The organism is Salinicola socius (assembly GCF_001937195.1).
Taxonomy (GTDB): Bacteria; Pseudomonadota; Gammaproteobacteria; order Pseudomonadales; family Halomonadaceae; genus Salinicola; species Salinicola socius.
The window spans coordinates 74,662-95,024 of the sequence record NZ_MSDO01000010.1 but is presented as its reverse complement, the minus strand read 5'-3'; the positions used below and the strand labels follow the sequence as shown (position 1 = coordinate 95,024).

Sequence of the window (20,363 nt, the reverse complement as noted above, 5' to 3'; positions counted from 1 at the left end):
CGCGACGCCTGTCAGTCGACGATGGCGGCGACCATCAACCCTGCGGGAATGGCCAGGGCAAGGCTCAGCAGTGTTCGTATCAACCAGATCATCACGATTCGGCCTACCGACAGCGGTATGCGCGTCGACAGAATGCAGGGTATTGAGGCCGAAAAGAAAAGGACCGAGGAGACCGAAACGACACCCGCGGTGAAGCGAGCCGGCAGCGAGGCATCGGTCATCAGCAGTGCGGGTAGAAACATCTCCGCCAGCCCAGAGGCCACTGCCTGGGATAGTTGGTGCGCTTCATCGATACCGAAGAGTGCGATCAAGGGATAGAAAATCATCCCCACCCATTCGAAGACCGGTGTGTACTTGGCCAGCAGCAGACCCAGCAGGCCTACCGATAGGATGGAAGGCAGGATGCTCATGGTCATCAACATACCTTCCCGCAGGTTGGTCATGACGCTATCGCCAAGTCTCGGTGCGCGTTCAGCGGCGCCCAAGCTCTCGCGCCAGGCTTGTTGCAGTCGTTGTCCTTGAGGGACATCGGTTTCCGCATCCTCTTTTTGGTCATCCATCATGGCCAGCGGCGGCAGGCGCACGCTGATGGCGGTGACGATAAAAGTGATCAGCAGCGTCAGCCAAAAATAGAGATTCCACATCGACATCAGGTTCAGCGTCTTGGCCACGATAATCATGAACGTTGCCGATACCGTCGAGAAGCCGGTGGCGATGATCGCGGCTTCCCGCGCGGAGTAGCGGCCTGCCAGATAGACCCGGTTGGTAATGAGCAGTCCTATCGAATAGCTGCCGACGAAAGAAGCCACGGCATCGATCGCCGAGCGCCCTGGCGTGCGCCAGATGGGCCGCATCAACGGTTGGCACAGTACACCGACACCTTCCATCAGCCCGTAGTTGATCAACAATGCCAGGAAAATCGCACCCATCGGCACGATGAGCCCGACCGAAATGACGAGTTTGTCGAACAGGAACGGCAGCATGTCCGGCGCGAACAGCGCCGCTGGCCCCCAGCCAGTGACGGCAATGATCGCCACGATCGCACCGATGATCTTGAACATCGTCAGCACGGTCTCGGTGTGACTGGTACGCCAACGCTGGGTCCATAGCGGGTAGATGGCACCGGCCAGGATGACTGCCAGCGCGTAGAACGTCACGCCACTTCCCATCAACGCACGAAGGCCGGTTACGAGATGATCCAGCAGGATCGTACGTCTGCCATCCATCGATATGGGAACGAAAAACACTAGAATGCCGAGCGCGCTGGGAATGAAGAGCTTGAAAAGCTGCTTCGGCGTTGGGCTGGGTGAGCGTAAGGGATCTGGGGCTGATGATGGCATGGCGTATTCCTGAGGGCATTCTTGATTGTTGTCATCGATGAAGGCGTCAGTCGAGGCGTTGAAGCGCCTGCAATACGTCGCGAAGATCCCGCTGGTTATCATCGTCTCGGGCATGATGGCCGTTCTCGATCTGCCAGATACCGGCCACCATCACGTCTCGTATCTGCGCTTGGGACCCACCAAAGAGCCAACGCCCCATCCGGTTGCCGTCGCTGGTGGTGGCGAGGTAAGGGTCGTTTCCGTCCAGCACGATCCAGTCGGCGCGTTTGCCGGGCGCTAGCGCGCCAATCGGTTGTCCCGATGCCTGAGCGCCACCGGCGACTGCCTGGGTATATAGCCAGTCGCCGACGCTGCGCTGATGCTCACTCTGCAGCACGTTGCGACGCTGCGTTGTCAGACGTTGCCCATATTCCAGCAGACGCAACTCCTCGACGACGTTCAGGGATACATGACTATCCGAGCCGATGCCCCAGCGGCCACTCCGAGCGGCATACATCTCGCCGCGAAAGAATCCATCGCCAAGATTGGCTTCGGTGGTGGGGCAAAGTCCGGCGACGGCGCCGCTGTCGGCCAATCCGCGGACCTCGCTGTCGTCGAGATGCGTGGCATGAATCAAGCACCAGCGCTCGTCGATATCGACGTTGTCCAACAGCCACTGCACGGGACGCTGACCGGACCAGGCAAGACTGGCCTGGACCTCCTTCTGCTGTTCTGCCACGTGAATGTGACGGGGCCCAGTCGGGTTGGCGGCGAGTACTTCAGCGATCTCTTCAGGGGTTACCGCGCGCAACGAGTGCAGCGCAATGCCGAGAGTGTGACGCGAATCGGCCTGGCACCGCGTGTCCAGCTCATCCAGCAGGCGCAGGTAGGCATCGACTGTATGAACGAAGCGCCGCTGGCCTTGGGTTGGCGGCTTGCCGCCGAAGTCGCTGTGGGCATACATGACCGGCAGCAATGTCATGCCGATACCGCTGCTGGCCGACGCCTCCAGCAGTGCCTCGGACATGGCCTGGGGGCCCGCATAGGGCTGGCCGGAGGGGGCATGATGCAGGTAATGAAATTCACTGACTTGGGTGTAGCCGCCCTTGAGCATCTCGACGTAAAGCGCACGGGCGATCACCGCCACCTGGTCTGGCGTGAGCCGGTCGACCAGCGCGTACATGTTGTCCCGCCAGCTCCAGAAGCTGTCTGGCCTGGCCGATCCCACCTCCGCCATGCCGGCCATGGCACGTTGGAAGGCATGGGAGTGAAGATTGGGCATACCTGGAAGCACGGGTCCTTTCAGGCACTCGGCATCGTCGGCCGTGGCATCGCTCCCGATACTCTCGATCATCCCCTGATCATCGACACGGATTCGGACATGATGGTGCCACCCGTCAGGCAGAAGCGCGGCAGGGGCGAAGTAGGTTCTGGACATCGACGAGTTATCCTTGGATTTGGATTTTGTATATACATATATCGCGGCGGTGGTGACAGTTCAAGTGGGGGTTTTTATGCGCTATAAAGGTGCGTATAGCCGGTTGTTGCACTATTTTTGGGATTTTTGGCGTGTTCGAGCTGAAGGTTCGCCATAGCGACGCTAGTATTTGACAGCGTAATGTATATACATATTCAATAGGGTCATCCGCAACCGCGGCCATTCATTCTCGTTGCGTATCGATTGCTTGGAGTTCCCATGACTGATTTCCGTTTCCGCGACGTCGACATCCGTGCCCCACGCGGTTCGACAGTGACTGCCAAAAGCTGGCTGACCGAAGCGCCGATGCGCATGCTGATGAACAATCTCGATCCGGATGTGGCCGAAAACCCGAAAGAGCTGGTCGTCTACGGTGGTATCGGTCGTGCCGCGCGGGACTGGGAGTGCTATGACAAGATCGTTTCGACGCTGAAAACACTGGAAGTGGACGAGACGCTCCTGGTTCAGTCGGGCAAACCGGTCGGCGTCTTCAAGACTCACCTCGATGCGCCACGCGTTCTCATCGCCAACTCCAACCTGGTCCCACACTGGGCCGATTGGGAGCACTTCAACGAGCTCGATGCCAAGGGGTTGATGATGTACGGTCAGATGACCGCCGGATCATGGATCTACATCGGCTCTCAGGGAATCGTGCAAGGCACCTACGAGACATTCGTCGAGGCCGGACGTCAGCACTACGACGGCAAGCTCTCCGGGCGCTGGGTCCTGACGGCAGGGCTTGGAGGCATGGGCGGGGCGCAGCCGCTGGCGGCAACGTTGGCGGGCGCCTGTTCGCTCAACATCGAGTGCCAGCAGTCGAGCATCGACTTTCGGCTGCGCACGCGCTATGTCGATGAGCAGGCGGATGACCTGGACGACGCATTGGCCCGGATCGAGCGCTACACCGCCGAAGGCAAGGCGGTTTCCATCGCCTTGCACGGCAACGCCGCCGAGATTTTGCCTGAACTGGTTCGCCGTGGCGTGCGGCCAGATATGGTCACGGACCAGACCAGTGCCCACGATCCGCTCAACGGTTATCTGCCGGCCGGCTGGCGTTGGGAGGACTATCGAGCGCGCAGCAAGACCGAGCCGCAGATGGTCATTGCAGCCGCCAAGGCGTCGATGGCGGAGCACGTGCGCGCCATGCTGGCGTTCGCCGAGCAGGGCGTGCCGACTTTCGATTACGGCAACAACATCCGACAGATGGCCCAGGATGAAGGTGTCTCCAATGCTTTCGACTTCCCGGGTTTCGTGCCGGCGTATATTCGCCCGCTGTTTTGCCGCGGCATCGGCCCGTTTCGTTGGGTGGCGCTGTCTGGTGACCCGGAAGACATCTACAAGACCGATGCCAAGGTCAAGGAACTGATCCCCGATGACGAGCATCTGCACCGGTGGCTCGACATGGCCCGCGAGCGCATTAGTTTCCAGGGACTACCTGCACGTATCTGCTGGGTGGGTCTGGGTCTGCGCGCGAAGCTGGGATTGGCGTTCAACGAAATGGTGCGTAGTGGCGAACTCTCCGCGCCCGTGGTCATTGGACGCGATCATCTCGACTCCGGTTCGGTGGCCAGTCCCAATCGGGAAACCGAAAGCATGAAGGATGGCTCTGACGCCGTCTCCGATTGGCCACTGCTCAATGCGCTGCTCAATACTGCCAGCGGGGCGACCTGGGTCTCTCTTCATCACGGCGGCGGTGTCGGCATGGGCTTCTCTCAGCACTCGGGCATGGTGATCGTCTGCGACGGTAGCGACGATGCCGCGCGTCGCATTGCCCGTGTCTTGCACAACGACCCCGCCACCGGCGTCATGCGCCACGCCGATGCGGGTTATGACGTCGCCATCGATTGCGCCAAGGCGCAAGGTCTCGATCTGCCGATGATCAAGTAGGCCATCGACTCCGGAAATCACCGGGGAGGCTCTCCCCGGTTTCATTGACGACATTGGTCGCGTGGTGGCGGTTTCACGCGGACCTTCAGCCTTTCGTGTCAGGGTATAAAAATGTCAAAACCCGCTCCAAGAAGTATCAAGCTCAGCGTGTTCATCCCGACGTTCTTGATCGTTGCCGTCGCCGCGATCATCGGTCTGGTCGACAACGAACTGCTGATCGACGTCACGCAGAAGATTTTCTATTTCACGCTGTCCGACTTTGCCTGGCTCTACCAGCTGGTCGCCATGGCGGCTCTGGCTGTGGTTGGTTTCGTATTTTTCTCGAAGGTCGGGAATATTCGACTTGGCGGGCCGGAAGCCAAGCCAAAGTTTTCGCTGATGTCGACCTTCGCCATGGCGCTGACTGGCGGCATTGCGACGGGCGTGGTGACCTACGCCGTCAATGAACCCATCATCTATATGGGTAATGTCTATGGCGAAATCGATAATCAGGCCTTCGCGCCGGGCAGTGGCGAGTCCGCCGTGTTCGCGCTGGCGCGCAGTTTCCATAACTGGAGCTTCATTCCCTACGCCATGTATGCCGTGGTCGGCATGATGATTGCGTACATGCACTACAATCGCCGCCAACGATTTTCGATATCCGCGGCGATTTCGCCGATTATTGGCGATCATCACCGTCGGCCGGCAATCACCGCCATTATCGATATCGTGTCAGTGCTGGCGATTGCACTCGGTTTGGCGTCTTCGTTGGGTGCCGGCGTTGCCCTGATTGGCTCCGGGGTTCAGGAAGAGTATGGCGTCAGTGTCGGACCAACCGCCTGGTTGGTGCTGGTGGCCATCATTACGGTGATCTTCATCGCCTCTTCGGTGTCAGGACTCAAGCGCGGTATTCGCTATCTCTCCTCGCTCAATGCCTATCTCTACTACGGCATGCTGGCGCTGCTGCTGATCGTCGGGCCGGTGGTCTACATGTTGAACCTGTCGATGACCAGCATCGGTTACTGGTTCGACAACTTCTTCAGTTGGTCTTTCGACACCAAGGAACTGGGTGGGGAAGCGCTGGTGACCTGGTGGACAATGTACGACTGGTCGATCTGGATCGCCTACGCGCCGCTGATGGGGCTATTTCTGGCGCGCATCTCCTACGGACGCACGTTGCGAGAGTTCCTGATGATCAACTGGGTGCTGCCAGCCATTTTTGGCATCGTCTGGTTCACGGTCTGGGGTGGCAGCGCGATCAAGTGGCAGTTGGATGGCACGCTCGATCTGGCTGCGATCATCACGCAAGACGGGGCCGTGGCGGGCCTGTGGGGCTTTCTACACCAACTACCGCTGGCCTGGTTGTTGGTACCGGCAACGATCCTCGCGCTGATCCTGTCATTTGCCACGGCGGCGGATTCGATGTCGGCGACGATCGCGACGATTTGCACTCGAGGCATGACCGCCGACGATGAATCACCCACCTTTCAGAAAATTCTGTGGGGTGTGTCGATCAGCGTCATCGCTTACGTCATGGTGGCCTTTGGGGGCGGGGAACAGGGTGTCGATGGCATCAAGTATCTGGCGGCGGCCGGCGGATTCTTCGTGGTGTTCCTGTTCGTCCTCGTTCTGGCTTCAGGCGTCAAGGAGCTGATCTCCGGCCGCCAGGCCGCCATCGATGAGGCCCAGCGAGGGAATGACGCTGCCGCGCTCCAGCGCGTTGACAAGGAGTGACACGATGACCGCGATCACGCTTGGCAACGAAGCGGTGTCCTGGCGCGCCATTGTGGACGTGGCCTGTCATGGTGCCGAGCTTCGGCTCTCGGAGGAACGCTGGAAGCGAGTTCGCGACGTTCGCCATGCCGTCGAGGAGTTCGCTCGCGGGGAAACCCGTTACTACGGCATCAATACCGGGCTCGGGGCGCTCTGCCATGTGCGGCTCCAGCCGGATCAGCTTCAGCGGCTCTCCTATCACACCTTGATGAGCCATGCCTGCTGCGTTGGCGCGCCCTTACGCGACGATCAGGTTCGCGCGATCATGGCGACGGCCGTGGTCAACTACAGCCACGGTCATTCCGGGATCAGCCCGCAAATCGTCGAGCGGCTAATCGACTTTCTGAACCACCACGTAACGCCCGTGGTGCCGGGGCAGGGCTCGGTCGGTTATCTCACGCACATGGCCCACATCGGTCTCGCCATGATCGGTATAGGACAGGTGCGTTACCGTGGCGAGACGCTGAGCGCTGAAGCGGTGCTGTCGAGCATTGAAAAACCGCCGGTGACATTGGGCGCTAAAGATGGCCTGAGCCTGGTCAATGGCACACCGGCCATGACGGGCCTGGCCTGCCTGGCGCTGGATGGCGCCAATCGCTTGAGCGCCTGGGCTGATATCGGCGCGGCGATGAGTTTCGATGCGCTGGGTGGCCAACTCGAGGCATTCGATGCTGACGTGTTGGCACTCAAGCCGCAGCTGGGCATGCAGATATGCGGGCGTACGCTGCGTGAGCTCTTGCACGACAGCCAATGGCTCGCGACTCGCCGAGGCGGGCATCTGCAGGACGCCTTGAGTCTGCGTGCGATTCCGCAGGTGCATGGGGCCTGCCGCGACCAGCTGGCGCACGCTGCACAGCAGATCGATCGCGAGTTGAACAGCGCCACGGATAATCCACTGCTGCTGAAAAACGCCGACGGATACCGGGTCGTTTCCCAGGCCAACCCTCATAGCGAGTCCATCGCCCTGGCCTGCGATCAGTTAGCGATGGCGGTGGCGGAATGGAGCGCAATGTCCGAGCGACGTATCTACCGGCTCGTGACGCCCGAAGTGAGCAGTCTTTACAGTGGCCTGCCGCCATTTCTCTCGTCAGAGAGCGGGATGAAATCCGGCATGATGATCGCGCAGTACACGGCAGCTTCGCTCGCCGCCGACAACAAGCGACTCGCCCAGCCCGCGGTGATCGACAACTACCTCACTTCCGCTCTGCAGGAGGATCATCTCAGCCTCGGCGACAGCGCCGCGTTGAAGCTGGATGCCGCGATCGACAATGCCTTTCGAATCATCGCCATCGAGTGGCTGTGCGCGGCCCAGGCGTTCGATCTATTGCCCAGCGAGCGCTTTGCGACCGGCACCAGTGCCGCGTGGGGCTGGCTGCGCGGAATCGTTGGGATCTACGAAGAAGAGCATCCGCTCTCGCTGGATATCGAGAGGATCTACGCGGCTATCCGTCGCGCGTCGATTCCTCCGGTGATCGCCTCGACGCTTGGCGGGTCACCGGAAGCCCGTGCACTGACACTGACGTAATCTTTTGCCCACGACCGAAGGGATGCCATCGCCCATGAATCAGCTCTGGTCCCACTGTCACGCCATCACCATGGTTGGCGGACGCTACTCCCTCATCGAGGACGCGGCGCTTATCGTCGTCGATGGGCGTATCGACTGGATCGGTCGTGAAATCGACCTGCCCAAGCAGCACTTCGACGCAAGCCACGACCTCGGAGGACGCTGGCTGACCCCGGGGTTGATCGACTGCCACACACATCTGGTCTTCGGCGGCGATCGCAGTGGTGAGTTCGAACAGCGCCTGGAGGGTGCCGACTACGAGACGATCGCACGCCAGGGCGGCGGTATCGTCAGCAGTGTCAGAGCGACCCGGGAGTCCGATTTCGAGACGCTTTACGCACGCGCCGAAGCGCGAGCGCGCGTGCTGCTGGCGGAGGGGGTTACCACGCTCGAGATCAAGTCCGGCTACGGTCTCGATCTCGACAGCGAACGGCGCATGCTGCAGGTGGCGCGCGAGCTGGAACGGCGCTTGCCCGTCACGGTAAAGACGACCTGCCTCGCCGCCCACGCCCTGCCGCCGGAGTACGCCGAGCGTAGCGATGACTACATCGAGCTGGTGTGCGAGACGATCCTGCCGACACTGGCAACGGAGGGGCTGATCGACGCTGTCGACGGCTTCTGCGAAGGCATTGCGTTTTCTCCGGCCCAGATGCGGCGGGTATTCGACACGGCCCGCCATCTCGGCTTACCGGTGAAGCTGCATGCCGAGCAGCTGTCGCGTCTGGGTGGCTGCAGGCTGGCAGCCGAATTCGGTGCGTTATCGGCTGATCACGTCGAATATGCCAATGCCGAAGATGCGCGTGCCATGGCCGCCAGCGGCACTACTGCCGTATTGCTGCCCGGGGCGTTTCTGACGCTGCGCGAGACGCAATTGCCCCCGATCGACGCGTTTCGTGAGCACGGGGTCGCGATGGCGCTGGCCAGCGATCTCAACCCCGGCACGTCGCCGGTGCTGTCGCTGCGACTCATGATGAATCTGGGTTGTACGCTGTTCCGCTTGACGCCCGAGGAGGCGCTGGCGGGCGTGACGTTGCATGCCGCCAAGGCACTCGGTATTGACGCAACCCACGGTTCGCTCGAGGTTGGCAAAGTGGCTGACGCCGTGGCGTGGGACGTCACCGGGCCGGCCGAACTCGCTTATTGGTTGGGGGGGCAACTGCCAGGCGTCCGCTTCCGCCACGGAGAGAGGATCACCGCATGAGCAGTTTCCATTTGACCCAGGGGGATACGCCAGTCTTGGTATCGATGCCCCACGCCGGAACGCATTTGACGCCACAAGTCGAGGCCGGGCTCAGCCACCGTGGGCTGTCGTTGATCGACACCGACTGGCATATCCCGCGGCTTTATGACTTTCTCGACGCGCAGGGCGTCGGTCGGCTACAAGCTAAATACTCCCGCTATGTCGTCGATCTGAACCGCTCGGCAGACGACAAACCGCTCTATGCGGGGGCGACCACCGGTCTGTTTCCTGAGGTCGATTTCGACGGCGAGCCGCTCTATCGGGCCGGGCATGCGCCTTCAAAAGACGCACGCGACTGGGCGCTCGACAACGTCTGGCGGCCTTATCATCTTGCCTTGAGTGAGGAGCTGGCGCGGCTTCGCCGGCGTTTCGGCTACGCGGTGCTGTTCGACGCCCATTCGATTCGCTCACAGGTAGCGAGACTTTTCGACGGCCAGCTTCCCGACATCAACCTGGGGACCAACGATGGCGGGAGTTGCGATGCAACCTTGAGCGATCGACTGGAGAGCGTCTGCGCCGCGCAGTCATCCTACTCGTGGGTCGTCAACGGACGCTTCAAGGGTGGCTTCATTACCCGACATTACGGAACTCCGAACAAGGATGTGCACGCCGTCCAGCTTGAACTTTCCCAAGTGACTTACATGGAAGAGCCTCGGGAGGGGGCGCTGGTCGACGCTTCGACGACGTTTCCCTATCGGGAACGAGAGGCCAAGCAGGTACAGGCGCTTTTGATAGCGTTGGTCGAAGAACTACTGGTATGGCGTCCACGCCGCGAGCCCGAGACCATCGGCTGATCCAATCGCCCACATCTTGTCGACGGCACCGCCCTTGGTCTTCGGTTCTTCGCCGACTCTGCTGCCAGTCACAAAAACGCCCGCACTCGAAAGAGCGCGGGCGTTGTCGTTTCTGCAAGGCATCGTTATGGAATGACGTTATCGACGCCATCCCATCGCGATCACTTGTTTGGCTGCTTGGTGACGCGAAGGTAGGGCTTCTTCTCGTCCCAGCCATTGGGGAAGAGTTCCTTGGCCTTCTCGTTGTCGATCGACGGCACGATGATGACGTCGTCGCCGTCCTGCCAGTTCACCGGCGTGGCGACCTTGTGGCTGTCGGTCAGTTGCAGGCTGTCCAGCACGCGCAGAATCTCGGCGAAGTTGCGGCCGGTGCTGGGCGGATAGGTGATCGTCAGGCGCACCTTCTTGGCCGGGTCGATGATGAATACCGAACGCACGGTGTTGGTGCCGCTGGCATTGGGATGAATCATGCCGTAGGCCTCGCTCACCGAGCGGTCGGCGTCGGCCAGAAGCGGGAAGTTGAGCCCGCAACCCTGGGTCTCCTCGATGTCGCCGACCCAGCGAGTGTGGTCTTCCAGCGGATCGACCGAGAGACCGATCGCCTTGGTGTTACGCCGCTCGAACTCCGGCTTCAGACGCGAGACTTCACCCAGTTCGGTGGTGCAGACCGGGGTGAAGTCGGCCGGGTGGGAAAACAGAATGACCCAGTTGTCACCGGCCCAGTCGTGAAAGTGAATCGGACCGTCGGTGCTTTCCTGGGTGAAATCGGGGGCGGTATCGCCGAGTTGCAAAGCCATGACGCATTCTCCGTTTGCCAGTGGCGACTTCTGTTCGAAGCCTTGAGTCAGACACGTATCATGACGAACGCGAGCGGCGCTGTGAAACAATCGATGGCAATAACGACATGCCGACTGCGCTCGTGCGATGTGTCCGTGACGTTTCTACAACGTGGTAGCCATGGCCCGATATCTCAAGGGTAAGACCGCTTTGCGTTCCTGCAAGGCTATCTGGATCGGCTTGCGATGGCGGTGCTGATCCAGCGGCGGTCACCAGGTTCGGATCAATTCGCGGGTGCTGCGGCGCCCAGATAATGCTTGCGCCAGTAACGGACGTCCAGCGACGACACGCTGACGGTGCGACCGTTGCCGGGGGCATGGATCATCCGACGATCGCCCATGTAGATACCAACGTGAGTGGCGTGGCTACCGGAGCCGAAGAACAGCAGGTCGCCGGGACGGGCCACATCGATCTCGTCCAGGGCGTGGAACTGCTCGTTGGAGGTGCGTGGCAGCGAGATGCCGATCTTGCCGTAGGCCATCTGTACCAGTCCCGAGCAGTCATAGCCGCTGGGCGTCGTGCCGCCCCATCGGTAGGGCGTGCCGAGCGCATCCTTGGCGGCGGACATCACCAGGATGCGATCGATGGAGAGGTTGTTGCCATCGATGGCCGGGCCATCGTCGCGGGTGACAATCGCCTTCTGCGTGCTGCAGCCAGCGAGCAGCAGTAACAGCATCCCGGTGAATAACAGGCTTAGGCGAGACAGAGCCGACGGTCGGCAAGCGCGGGTTCGAAGGGGGCGTGCTGTGACAGCGCATTGCGTCGTGAGGTGGGGGATCGTGCCTGTCGCCATGCCCGTGGGCCCTGTTTGCCGGTTTCAACCGAGTGTAGAGCAGAGTCCGGGTCGCGCAAAGCCGTTGGCCGGATCCGACGCCGACATGGCAGGCATCGACGCCGACGCTTGTGACGGCCGGCCGGTGCCCTCATCCTTCCCATCGATGCCTTCACTCACGACGCCGTCATCATCCCTCTCTTCAGTCCGTCTTTTTATCGTCAACCCAAGGAGTCTTCCATGACTATCGCCGAAGATCAGGTTGCCGGCGTGCAGGCCGCGCCGACGGAAACCCGAGGATTCGTGTTCAATCACACCATGTTGCGGGCCAAGGACCCAGAGGTGTCGCTCGCGTTCTATACCCGCGTGTTCGGCATGCGCCTGCTGCGCAAGCTCGATTTCCCCGAGATGCAGTTCACGCTCTATTTCCTGGCGCGGGTCGACGACGAAAGCGCCATCCCCGAGGACGACGGCGAGCGTACCGCCTACACCTTTGCCCAGAAGGGCGTGCTGGAACTGACCCATAACTGGGGCAGCGAAGACGATCCGGCACTGCAATATCACGACGGCAACGCCGAGCCCCAGGGTTTCGGACATATCTGCTTTTCGGTGCCGGATCTGGCAGCGGCAGAGCAGTGGTTCGACGCCAACGCCGTCGAATTCAAGAAGCGTTCGGATCAGGGCAAGATGAAAAACGTGATCTTCGTCAAGGATCCCGACGGTTACTGGATCGAAGTCGTCCAGCCCTCGCTGTCGAAAGGGCTGGGAAGCTAGGGCATATCCCCCGGCGTCTCTCCACCCGGCAAGGCGTCGCTCGGGCGTTGGGGTGAGTCGCCTTGGGTCGACGCATAGGGTAAGCGGCGCAGACAGCTGGCATCGAGCTGCCCAAGCGTTGGCCGGCCGAGCTGGGCCATCACGTTGTGCAGCTGATCCTTGAGCAGATCGATGGCGTGGGCCGCGCCCGCTTCGCCGCCGAGCGCCAGGCCGTAGAGCGTGGCGCGTCCGCACAGCACGCCCTCGGCGCCCAGCGCGACCGCCTTGGCGATGTCGCTGCCGCGTCGAACGCCGCTATCCAGCAGCACGTGCATCGAATCGCCCACCGCGTCGACCACTTCGGGCAGGGCGTCCAGGGTCGCCGGGGCGCCGTCGAGCTGGCGTCCACCATGGTTGGTGACGACCACGCCGTCGGCGCCGATGCGTTTCGCCTCGCGCGCATCCTCGGCGTTGAGAATTCCCTTGATCAGCAGCTTGCCGGGCCAGCGCTTGCGGATATCGGCCAGCACTTCCCAGGTCAGCCGACGCGTCATGCGCTGATTGATATAGCCGGCGGCGCTGCCGGCGCTCTGCTGTTCCCTGGGCAGATATTTCATCAGGTTGCCCAGCGTCGGCAATCCCTGGGGCCAGAGCGCACGATAGGCCCACTGCGGATGCAGACCGGCGTCCAGCAGGTAGGGCCACGCCAGACGCCGCGGGTTGAGATAGCTTCGCGAATCCCACTCCCGACGTCCCAGCACCACGGTGTCCGTGGTGACCATCAGTACTTCGGCGCCGGCGTGTTTCGCCCGCTCGAGCATGTCATTGCGAACCGCTTCGTCGTCCAGCACGTAGAGCTGAAACCAGAGCCTCACCGCTGGCACCGCAGCGGCGATCTGCTCCAGACTGGCGCAGGAGACCGTGCTCAGGGTGAACGGGATGCCGCGACTGGCCGCAGCCTTCGCCAGCGCGATATCGCCGTCCCGCCACAGCATGCCGTTGTAGCCGGTAGGTGCGATCGCCAGGGGCAGTTCGGCGGGGCCATCCAGCAGCCGGGTGCGGCTGTCTCGGGTTTCGACATCGATCAGGGTGCGCGGCTGCCAGCCCCAGGCTGCGAAGGCACGGCGGTTGTCGCCGAGGGTGATCTCGTCTTCCGAGCCGCCGTGGACATACTCCCAGGCGAAGGCGGGAAGACGCTGGCGCGCCATCCAGGCGAGTTCATCGATACTGTGGGCGCGGCGCCAGGAATAGTGCGAGGAGTAGCGACGTTTCACGAGACCTCTCGATGTCGGCTGGGGGATCAAAGCGTTCCACTGCGATCGACGTTAGCACGCGTCTCGCCGGTCGACGATGCCACCAAGGGTGGGGTGAGAGGCGTCTCGCGCTTTGCTGACGGTCCGATAACGCTTGGGGAACCCATCCTTTGAGAAAACGTCTGATTCAGGATTCTCCGGGTGCAGCCTGATTCGTGATGATCGGGTATGCTTCCTTCTCGACTGCCGCCACACAAAGGATGGGTGTTCATGGATCGTAGAAGTGTGCTGAAAAGCGCGATTGCGTTGGCTGCCTGGTATGGCCTTCCCTCGGCACCGCTGTTCGCGGCGGCGCGTGCCGCCAGCGATATCGCCGATGGTGAAGCGTCGTCCTTCAGTTTCGATGGGTTGCAGGGCTTTGCCCGGGATCTGGCGGCCAAGGCCTACCAGAGCACCGTCGAAAAACTGCCGCCGACGCTGGCCAATCTGACGCCGCAGCAATACAACGCCATCGGCTACGATCCCGACCATTCGTTGTGGAACAGCATGAATGGGCCGCTCGATATCCAGTTTTTCCATGTCGGCATGGCGTTCAACCAGCCGGTGCGGATGTACTCGATCGATCCCGATACCCAGAAAGCCAAGGAAATCCACTTCCGCCCGGATCTGTTCGACTACTCGAAGGCCGATGTCGACGTCTCCCAGCTCGAAGGGCAGGGCGATCTCGGTTTTGCCGGCTTCCGGGTGTTCAAGGAGCCGTCGCTGACCAAGCGCGATATTGTCTCCTTCCTGGGGGCGAGCTATTTCCGGGCTGTCGATGACACCTATCAGTACGGGCTCTCCGCCCGCGGCGTGACGGTAAATACGTACAGCGACGGCAAGACCGAGGAGTTCCCGGCGTTCACCCGCTTCTGGTTCGAGACGCCGAAGCCCGGTGAGACCACGTTCACTGCCTATGCGCTGCTGGATTCCCCGAGTCTGGCGGGCGCCTATCGCTTCGTGATCCATTGCGAAGACGAGCGCGTGGTGATGGATATCGACAAGTATCTCTATCCGCGCGAGTCGATCGCCCAGCTCGGCATCACGCCGATGACCAGCATGTTCAGCTGCGGCACGCAGCAGCGCGACATGTGCCTGACCTTCCACCCGCAGATCCACGACTCCGACCGGCTGTCGATGTGGCTCGGCAATGGCGAGTGGGTGTGTCGCCCGCTCAACAATCCGCCGCGGGTCCAGTTCAACACCTTCGGTGACGACAATCCCAAGGGCTTCGGACTGCTGCAGACGGATCACGACTTCAGCCACTACGAAGATATCGTCGGCAACTACCACAAGCGCCCCAGCCTGTGGGTCGAACCGAAAGGGCAGTGGGGCAAGGGCGAGATCCAGATGCTCGAAATCCCCACGACCGGGGAGACCATGGATAACGTGGTGGCGTTCTGGAAACCCGAGCAGGCGATCGAGCCGGGCCAGGAACTCAATTACGGCTACAAGCTCTACTGGAGCGCGCAACCGCCGGTCAAGCCCGATCTGGCCCGTGTGCGCAAGACGTTCACCGGCATCGGCGGTTTCCCCGAAGGGTGGGCGCCGGGCGAGCACTATCCGAAGGTCTGGGCCAAACGCATTGCGGTGGATTTCATCGGCGGTGAGCTCAAGCACTTCTACGACAACGACATCGATATCAAGACCCAGCTCGACGTACCCGAAGGCGAGGTCAAGCAGCTCGATATTCTGTGGATCGAGGAGATCCAGGGTTTCCGTATCCAGTTCGACTGGTACCCGGTCAGCGATTCCACCGATCCGATCAACATGCGTCTGAATCTCGTCGCCGACAACAAGACGGTGAGCGAAACCTGGCTGTTCCAGTACTTCCCGACACCACCGGAAGAACGGGAGTATCCCAAGCACCCTGCAGCAGTCTAGGTGCTGATTGGTAGACGATGCCCAATCGGATCACGAACGGGGCGGCCAGTTGGCCGCCCCGTTTCGTTTGCGGCAATCCGCTTTTTCCGAATTTCTCTGGCGTTCACCGACTGGGTCGATATCATCGGCGGCTTCGTCTGGCGGCAAGGCTCGACAGACAGGGTTCACGGTTTGAAAAGAGGCGATACATGAATGCTGTGGTGCTGGCCATTCTGATCATGGTCACGTTGAGTCTGGCGCGGGTTTCGGTGGTGTTTGCATTGATCGTCGCAGCGCTCGCGGGCGGGCTCTATGCGGGAATGCCGCTGGACGGGATTCTCGACGCTTTCAACGGCGGACTGGGCAACGGCGCCACGGTGGCGATCTCCTACGCGGTGCTGGGGGCTTTCGCGGTGGCGCTGTCACGCTCGGGCATCACCCAGGCGCTGGCTCGACGCGCCGTTCAGCGATTTCATCTCGAAGGCGCCGGCAAGCGCCAGCGTCGCGTGGTGCTGGCGCTGTTGGGCTGTCTGCTGCTGGCGGCGATCAGTTCCCAGAACCTGATCCCGGTGCACATCGCCTTCATTCCGATCCTGGTGCCGCCGCTGCTGACGCTGATGAACCGGCTCAAGCTCGATCGTCGCGCCGTGGCCTGCGTGATCACCTTCGGCATCACCGCCCCTTACATGCTGCTGCCGGTGGGGTTCGGGGCGATCTTTCTCAACGATATTCTGCTCGGCAATCTCAACGCCAGCGGCGCGGAGTTCGGACTTCGGATCGAAGCGGCCCAGGTGCCGCTGGCCATGGCGATGCCGATCGGCGGCATGGCGCTGGGTCTCGTCGTTGCCGTCTTTTTCAGCTACCGCCGCCAACGACGCTATGAAGATCGGGCGCTGGTGGGGCAACGGGAGGATGACGAGTCCGCGCCGGCCGCCGACGCCGATGGGCGCCTGCGCGGCTGGCAGAAGGTCGTGCTGGCCGCCTCCCTGATCGGCACGGTGGTCGTTCAGCTGCTGACGGATTCGATGGTGCTGGGCGGGCTGTTCGGCTTCGCGCTGCTGTCGGTCAGCGGCGTGTTTCGGTGGCGAGAGCAGGATGACGTCTTTACCGAAGGCATGCGGATGATGGCGCAGGTCGGCTTCATCATGATCGCGGCGGCCGGGTTCGCCGGGGTGATGCAGGCGACCGGCTCGGTGGATAGCCTGGTGTCGAGCTCCGCGGCGATGATCGGCGATCACAAGGGCCTGGCGGCACTGATCATGCTGCTCGTCGGCCTGTTCATCACCATGGGCATCGGCTCGTCGTTCTCGACCATCCCGATCATCGCCTCGCTCTACGTGCCGCTGGCCCTGAGCTTCGGCTTTTCGCCACTGGCGACCACCGCGCTGGTCGGCACGGCGGCGGCATTGGGCGATGCCGGCTCGCCGGCCTCGGATTCCACCCTGGGTCCGACTGCCGGGCTCAACGCCGACGGCCAGCACGACCATATCTGGGACAGCGTGGTGCCGACCTTTCTGCATTACAACGTGCCGCTGCTGATCTTCGGCTGGATCGCGGCAATGACGCTCTAGTCGGGCAGGAGACGGTTACCGGTCGAGGCGCGACCGAGCCGAGACGTGTCGCGCGATCGCCCCGGGGGTCGTCCACCAAACCCGCTCGGCCTCGCGGTAGTCGGCCAGCTCGGCGAGCACCTCGCGCAACTGGCGCAGCCGAAACGGTTGCCCCACCAGCCAGGGGTGTAGCGCGATGCCCATCACCAGCGGCTGATGACGTGACTGCTCGCGAAGCTCGTGGAACTGGTCGTGGATCATGGACGCGAATTCGGCCATGCCGACCCGATGGGTGGAAATGGAGGGAATGTCGTTGAGCTCCTGCGGATAGGGGATCGACCACAGGTCGCCGTGAGTCGTCTGCATGGCGATCGGACGATCGTCGTGAGCCCAGTTGAGGGAGTAGCCAAATCCGGCTTCGCGCAGCAGATCGGGCGTCGATTCGCGCTCCGAAATCCATGGCGATAGCCATCCCTCGGGCGCTTGGCCGTAGCGCTCGGCCAGGCGCGTTCGGCAACGGCGGATCAGCTCGCGCTCTTCGTCGATGCCGAGCTGGCCCTGCCGCTCCGCATTGGTGTAGCCATGGGCGATGATCTCGTCGCCCCGTCCCGCAAAGGCGTCCAGCAGCGCCGGACAGTGATCGAGAATCGCCGTATTGGCGATCACCCCCACCGGCAGGTTCAGCGATTCGAAGAGTTCGAGGCAGCGCCACGCGCCGACCCGGTTGCCATACTCGCGCCAGGCGTAATTGAGTACGTCGGGCTCGCCGGCCGGCGCGGGCGGTGCAATGCCGACACCGCGCCCCTCGCCGAACGCGTAATGCTCCAGATTGAAGCCGATATAGACGGCGAGGTCGGTCTCGCCCGGCCAGTGCCAGCTGTCACGATCGGTGATCGGGCGGTAGCCGAAGCGGTGATGGTGGTGTAGCGGTGAAAGCGTCATCCTTGTCTCTCCAAGTCGCGTGAGACCTCTAGCGTAGACACGAACGAGCACCGATGAGGCAATCACGCTTCATAGGCTGCTAAGCTAGAGACACCTTCATGACTCGTTAGGAAAGATGCATGAGCAAGAGCAGCGACAAGAATCCCAAGGCCGCGAAAGTCACCAGGACGACGAAACGGGACACGGCGCCGCTGAGTCCGGATGCGATGACGTTTCTGGAGCGTTACCTCAACAACGCCTCGCCCACCGGCTACGAGTGGGAGGGTCAGAAACTGTGGATGGAGTATCTGCGCCCCTACGTGGATGAGTTCATCACCGACACCTACGGCACCGCCGTCGGCGTGATCAACCCGGGTGCCGAGTACAAGGTGGTGATCGAAGGCCACGCCGACGAGATCTCCTGGTACGTCAACTACATCACCGACAACGGTCTGATCTACGTCATCCGCAACGGCGGCAGCGACCACCAGATTGCGCCGTCCAAGCGCGTCAACATCCATACCGACAATGGCATCGTGCATGGCGTGTTCGGCTGGCCGGCGATCCATACCCGCCGCCAGGGGCCGAAGGAGAAGCCGCCGGAGCTCGACAACATCTTCATCGACGTCGGCTGCAGCACCAAGGATGAAGTCGAGGCGCTGGGTGTCCACGTCGGCTGCGTGATCACCTACCCGGACGAATTCTTCGTGCTCAACGGCGACAAGCTGGTCTGCCGGGCGATCGACAACCGCATCGGCGGATTCATGATCGCGGAAGTGGCGCGGCTGCTGAAGGCGCGCAAGCAGAAGCTCGATTTCGGCCTCTACATCGTCAACGCGGTGCAGGAAGAAGTGGGCCTGCGCGGGGCGGAGATGATCGCCGAGCGACTCGATCCCAATGTCGCCATCGTCACCGATGTCAGCCACGACACCTCGACGCCGATGATCGAGCCCAAGCGCGAGGGTGCCAACAAGATCGGCGACGGCCCGGTGATCTGCTATGCCCCGGCGATCCAGAACAAGCTGCGCGAGCGGCTGATCAAGGTCGCCACCGAGCAGAAGATCCCGTTTCAGCGCCTGCCGCGTTCGCGGGCCACCGGCACCGATACCGATGCCTTCGCCTACAGCAATTCCGGTGTCGCTTCGGCACTGATCTCGCTGCCGCTGCGCTACATGCACACCACCGTCGAGATGGTCCACAAGCAGGATGTCGAAAACGTGATCGAGCTGATCTATCACACCCTGCTCGATATCAAACCCGGCGAGACTTTCAGCTACTTCGATTAAACTGGCATGTCGTAATTGAACGGGCAGCGACTTTGATCGTGTCGCGTTCGCCGCGATGACCAGACGCCCCGCCGAGAGATCGTCGGGGCGTTTGCGTACGGGTCAGATACTGATCAAACCTTCCCACCACTGGCGAATCGGCTTCCACCAGTCGGGTGCGTCTTCGCGGTTGTGGCGGTCGCTGTCGAGATAGACGGTAGCGGTCAGGCCGGCGGAGAGCTTGGTGCCTTCGGGAATGTCGTCCAGCGCGATGCGCACGGGAATCCGCTGGGAAAGGCGAACCCAGTCGAACGAGGCGTTGACCGAGGCAAGGCCGTTGGCCTGGCTGCTCAGGCTGCTGTCGCTGATGCCTCGGGCGAAGCTGTCGACATGCCCCCAGATGGCCTCGCCGCCGGAGAGCAACTGAACGCGAACCGGTGCGCCGATATCGATGCTGTCGAGCTTGGTCTCCTCGAAATAGCCCAGCACGTAGAAGCTTTCTGCATCGACCAGCGTCATCGCGTCGGTCCCCACGCTCACGTATTGTCCGGGGCGCAGCAGCAGGTTGGTGACGTAGCCGTCGACCGGTGCACGGACGGTGGCGCGCTCCAGATCCAGCTTGGCCTGGTTGACCTCGACCTTTGCCTGCTCGACTCCGGCCTGGGCGGTGGCCAGCGAGAAGCGGGCGTTGTCCTTGTCCTCCTGGGAGACGTAATTCTTCAGGCGCTGGCGACGGCTGTTGGCCGCCTGCGCTTCGTCGCGTTGCTGTTCCAGCTGGTTGAGATTGGCGTGGGCTTCATCCAGCGCCAACTGATAGCGCTGCTGGTCGATGGTGAACAGCACGTCGCCTTTCTCCACCCGCTGATTATCGTGCACGTCGAGACTGTCGACGAGTCCGGCGACATCGGTGCCAAGATTCACCACATCGGCACGCACGCGACCGTCGCGGGTCCACGGGTCATGCATGTAGTGATCCCAGAGCTGGGCGACGGCGACGATCGCCGCAATGACCAGAATCACGGTCAGCAGCAGGCGGAGCGTCTTGCGAAGTCCGGTAGGCCAATTCATCAAGGTCTT

At 61.9% G+C, this 20,363-nt stretch carries 16 protein-coding genes; 9 read left to right on the top strand and 7 right to left on the bottom strand.

Annotated elements, in window-relative coordinates; translation table 11 throughout:
* Nucleotides 1–11: 11 nt before the first annotated feature.
* Both BTW07_RS08965 and BTW07_RS08960 read right to left on the bottom strand, forming a co-directional pair.
* Nucleotides 12–1,226, bottom strand: coding sequence for a YjiH family protein (locus BTW07_RS08965; RefSeq protein ID WP_244158337.1), 1,215 nt, complete (start codon nt 1,224–1,226; stop codon nt 12–14).
* A gap of 160 nt (nt 1,227–1,386) precedes the next feature.
* Entirely contained in the window at nt 1,387–2,757 is a 1,371-nt protein-coding gene (locus tag BTW07_RS08960) for a formimidoylglutamate deiminase (protein WP_075569838.1), read from the bottom strand.
* 258 nt (nt 2,758–3,015) lie between these two features.
* On the opposite strand from BTW07_RS08960, the gene hutU reads away from it, so the two are divergent.
* The 5 genes from hutU (at nt 3,016) to hutG (ending at nt 10,033) form a co-directional block, all read left to right on the top strand.
* Nucleotides 3,016–4,683 carry a urocanate hydratase gene (hutU, locus tag BTW07_RS08955; protein WP_075569837.1) on the top strand — a complete coding sequence of 556 codons (1,668 nt, stop codon included), beginning with the start codon at nt 3,016–3,018 and terminating at the stop codon, nt 4,681–4,683.
* A gap of 111 nt (nt 4,684–4,794) precedes the next feature.
* On the top strand, nt 4,795–6,396 hold the full coding sequence (locus BTW07_RS08950; RefSeq protein WP_075569836.1) for a BCCT family transporter: 1,602 nt from the start codon (nt 4,795–4,797) through the stop codon (nt 6,394–6,396).
* Between the two features lie 4 nt (nt 6,397–6,400).
* On the top strand, nt 6,401–7,960 hold the full coding sequence (locus tag BTW07_RS08945; protein WP_075569835.1) for an HAL/PAL/TAL family ammonia-lyase: 1,560 nt from the start codon (nt 6,401–6,403) through the stop codon (nt 7,958–7,960).
* Between the two features lie 34 nt (nt 7,961–7,994).
* Nucleotides 7,995–9,200 (top strand): imidazolonepropionase, encoded by a 1,206-nt coding sequence (gene hutI / locus BTW07_RS08940; RefSeq protein ID WP_075569834.1) that lies wholly within the window; start codon nt 7,995–7,997, stop codon nt 9,198–9,200.
* On the top strand, nt 9,197–10,033 hold the full coding sequence (hutG, locus tag BTW07_RS08935) for an N-formylglutamate deformylase (RefSeq protein WP_075569833.1): 837 nt from the start codon (nt 9,197–9,199) through the stop codon (nt 10,031–10,033). The genes hutI and hutG overlap by 4 nt, the downstream gene beginning before the upstream one ends.
* Before the next feature lie 161 nt (nt 10,034–10,194).
* On the opposite strand, the gene BTW07_RS08930 is transcribed toward hutG, so the two are convergent.
* Both BTW07_RS08930 and BTW07_RS08925 read right to left on the bottom strand, forming a co-directional pair.
* Nucleotides 10,195–10,830: a peroxiredoxin gene (locus tag BTW07_RS08930; protein WP_075569832.1), complete on the bottom strand. Its 636-nt coding sequence runs from the start codon at nt 10,828–10,830 to the stop codon at nt 10,195–10,197.
* A gap of 263 nt (nt 10,831–11,093) precedes the next feature.
* A complete protein-coding gene (locus BTW07_RS08925) occupies nt 11,094–11,546 on the bottom strand; it encodes a C40 family peptidase (RefSeq protein ID WP_075569831.1) in 453 nt (150 codons plus the stop codon).
* 336 nt (nt 11,547–11,882) lie between these two features.
* On the opposite strand from BTW07_RS08925, the gene gloA reads away from it, so the two are divergent.
* Nucleotides 11,883–12,416 (top strand): lactoylglutathione lyase, encoded by a 534-nt coding sequence (gene gloA / locus BTW07_RS08920; RefSeq protein WP_075569830.1) that lies wholly within the window; start codon nt 11,883–11,885, stop codon nt 12,414–12,416.
* Here the strand turns inward: gloA and BTW07_RS08915 are convergent.
* Nucleotides 12,413–13,669: an alpha-hydroxy acid oxidase gene (locus BTW07_RS08915; protein ID WP_075569829.1), complete on the bottom strand. Its 1,257-nt coding sequence runs from the start codon at nt 13,667–13,669 to the stop codon at nt 12,413–12,415. The two genes, gloA and BTW07_RS08915, sit on opposite strands and share 4 nt — an antisense overlap.
* A gap of 249 nt (nt 13,670–13,918) precedes the next feature.
* Here BTW07_RS08915 and BTW07_RS08910 point away from each other — a divergent pair, with 249 nt between their 5' ends.
* Nucleotides 13,919–15,571 (top strand): OpgD/OpgG family glucan biosynthesis protein, encoded by a 1,653-nt coding sequence (locus BTW07_RS08910; protein ID WP_075569828.1) that lies wholly within the window; start codon nt 13,919–13,921, stop codon nt 15,569–15,571.
* Between the two features lie 188 nt (nt 15,572–15,759).
* Nucleotides 15,760–17,121, top strand: a complete 1,362-nt coding sequence (locus BTW07_RS08905) for a Na+/H+ antiporter family protein (protein ID WP_075569827.1) — start codon at nt 15,760–15,762, stop codon at nt 17,119–17,121.
* A gap of 15 nt (nt 17,122–17,136) precedes the next feature.
* On the opposite strand, the gene BTW07_RS08900 is transcribed toward BTW07_RS08905, so the two are convergent.
* A complete protein-coding gene (locus BTW07_RS08900; RefSeq protein ID WP_075569826.1) occupies nt 17,137–18,042 on the bottom strand; it encodes a polysaccharide deacetylase family protein in 906 nt (301 codons plus the stop codon).
* A 119-nt stretch (nt 18,043–18,161) separates the two neighbouring features.
* On the opposite strand from BTW07_RS08900, the gene BTW07_RS08895 reads away from it, so the two are divergent.
* Nucleotides 18,162–19,307 carry a M42 family metallopeptidase gene (locus BTW07_RS08895; protein ID WP_075569825.1) on the top strand — a complete coding sequence of 382 codons (1,146 nt, stop codon included), beginning with the start codon at nt 18,162–18,164 and terminating at the stop codon, nt 19,305–19,307.
* A 102-nt stretch (nt 19,308–19,409) separates the two neighbouring features.
* Here BTW07_RS08895 and BTW07_RS08890 read toward each other — a convergent pair whose 3' ends face one another.
* A complete protein-coding gene (locus tag BTW07_RS08890) occupies nt 19,410–20,354 on the bottom strand; it encodes an efflux RND transporter periplasmic adaptor subunit (RefSeq protein ID WP_075569824.1) in 945 nt (314 codons plus the stop codon).
* Nucleotides 20,355–20,363 lie beyond the last annotated feature (9 nt).

Coding starts and splice junctions, on each gene's coding strand:
- BTW07_RS08965 (WP_244158337.1), bottom strand. CDS start 1,226: ATGGATGGCAGACGTACGATCCTGCTGGATCATCTCGTAACCGGCCTT.
- BTW07_RS08960 (WP_075569838.1), bottom strand. CDS start 2,757: ATGTCCAGAACCTACTTCGCCCCTGCCGCGCTTCTGCCTGACGGGTGG.
- hutU (WP_075569837.1), top strand. CDS start 3,016: ATGACTGATTTCCGTTTCCGCGACGTCGACATCCGTGCCCCACGCGGT.
- BTW07_RS08950 (WP_075569836.1), top strand. CDS start 4,795: ATGTCAAAACCCGCTCCAAGAAGTATCAAGCTCAGCGTGTTCATCCCG.
- BTW07_RS08945 (WP_075569835.1), top strand. CDS start 6,401: ATGACCGCGATCACGCTTGGCAACGAAGCGGTGTCCTGGCGCGCCATT.
- hutI (WP_075569834.1), top strand. CDS start 7,995: ATGAATCAGCTCTGGTCCCACTGTCACGCCATCACCATGGTTGGCGGA.
- hutG (WP_075569833.1), top strand. CDS start 9,197: ATGAGCAGTTTCCATTTGACCCAGGGGGATACGCCAGTCTTGGTATCG.
- BTW07_RS08930 (WP_075569832.1), bottom strand. CDS start 10,830: ATGGCTTTGCAACTCGGCGATACCGCCCCCGATTTCACCCAGGAAAGC.
- BTW07_RS08925 (WP_075569831.1), bottom strand. CDS start 11,546: ATGCTGTTACTGCTGCTCGCTGGCTGCAGCACGCAGAAGGCGATTGTC.
- gloA (WP_075569830.1), top strand. CDS start 11,883: ATGACTATCGCCGAAGATCAGGTTGCCGGCGTGCAGGCCGCGCCGACG.
- BTW07_RS08910 (WP_075569828.1), top strand. CDS start 13,919: ATGGATCGTAGAAGTGTGCTGAAAAGCGCGATTGCGTTGGCTGCCTGG.
- BTW07_RS08905 (WP_075569827.1), top strand. CDS start 15,760: ATGAATGCTGTGGTGCTGGCCATTCTGATCATGGTCACGTTGAGTCTG.
- BTW07_RS08900 (WP_075569826.1), bottom strand. CDS start 18,042: ATGACGCTTTCACCGCTACACCACCATCACCGCTTCGGCTACCGCCCG.
- BTW07_RS08895 (WP_075569825.1), top strand. CDS start 18,162: ATGAGCAAGAGCAGCGACAAGAATCCCAAGGCCGCGAAAGTCACCAGG.
- BTW07_RS08890 (WP_075569824.1), bottom strand. CDS start 20,354: ATGAATTGGCCTACCGGACTTCGCAAGACGCTCCGCCTGCTGCTGACC.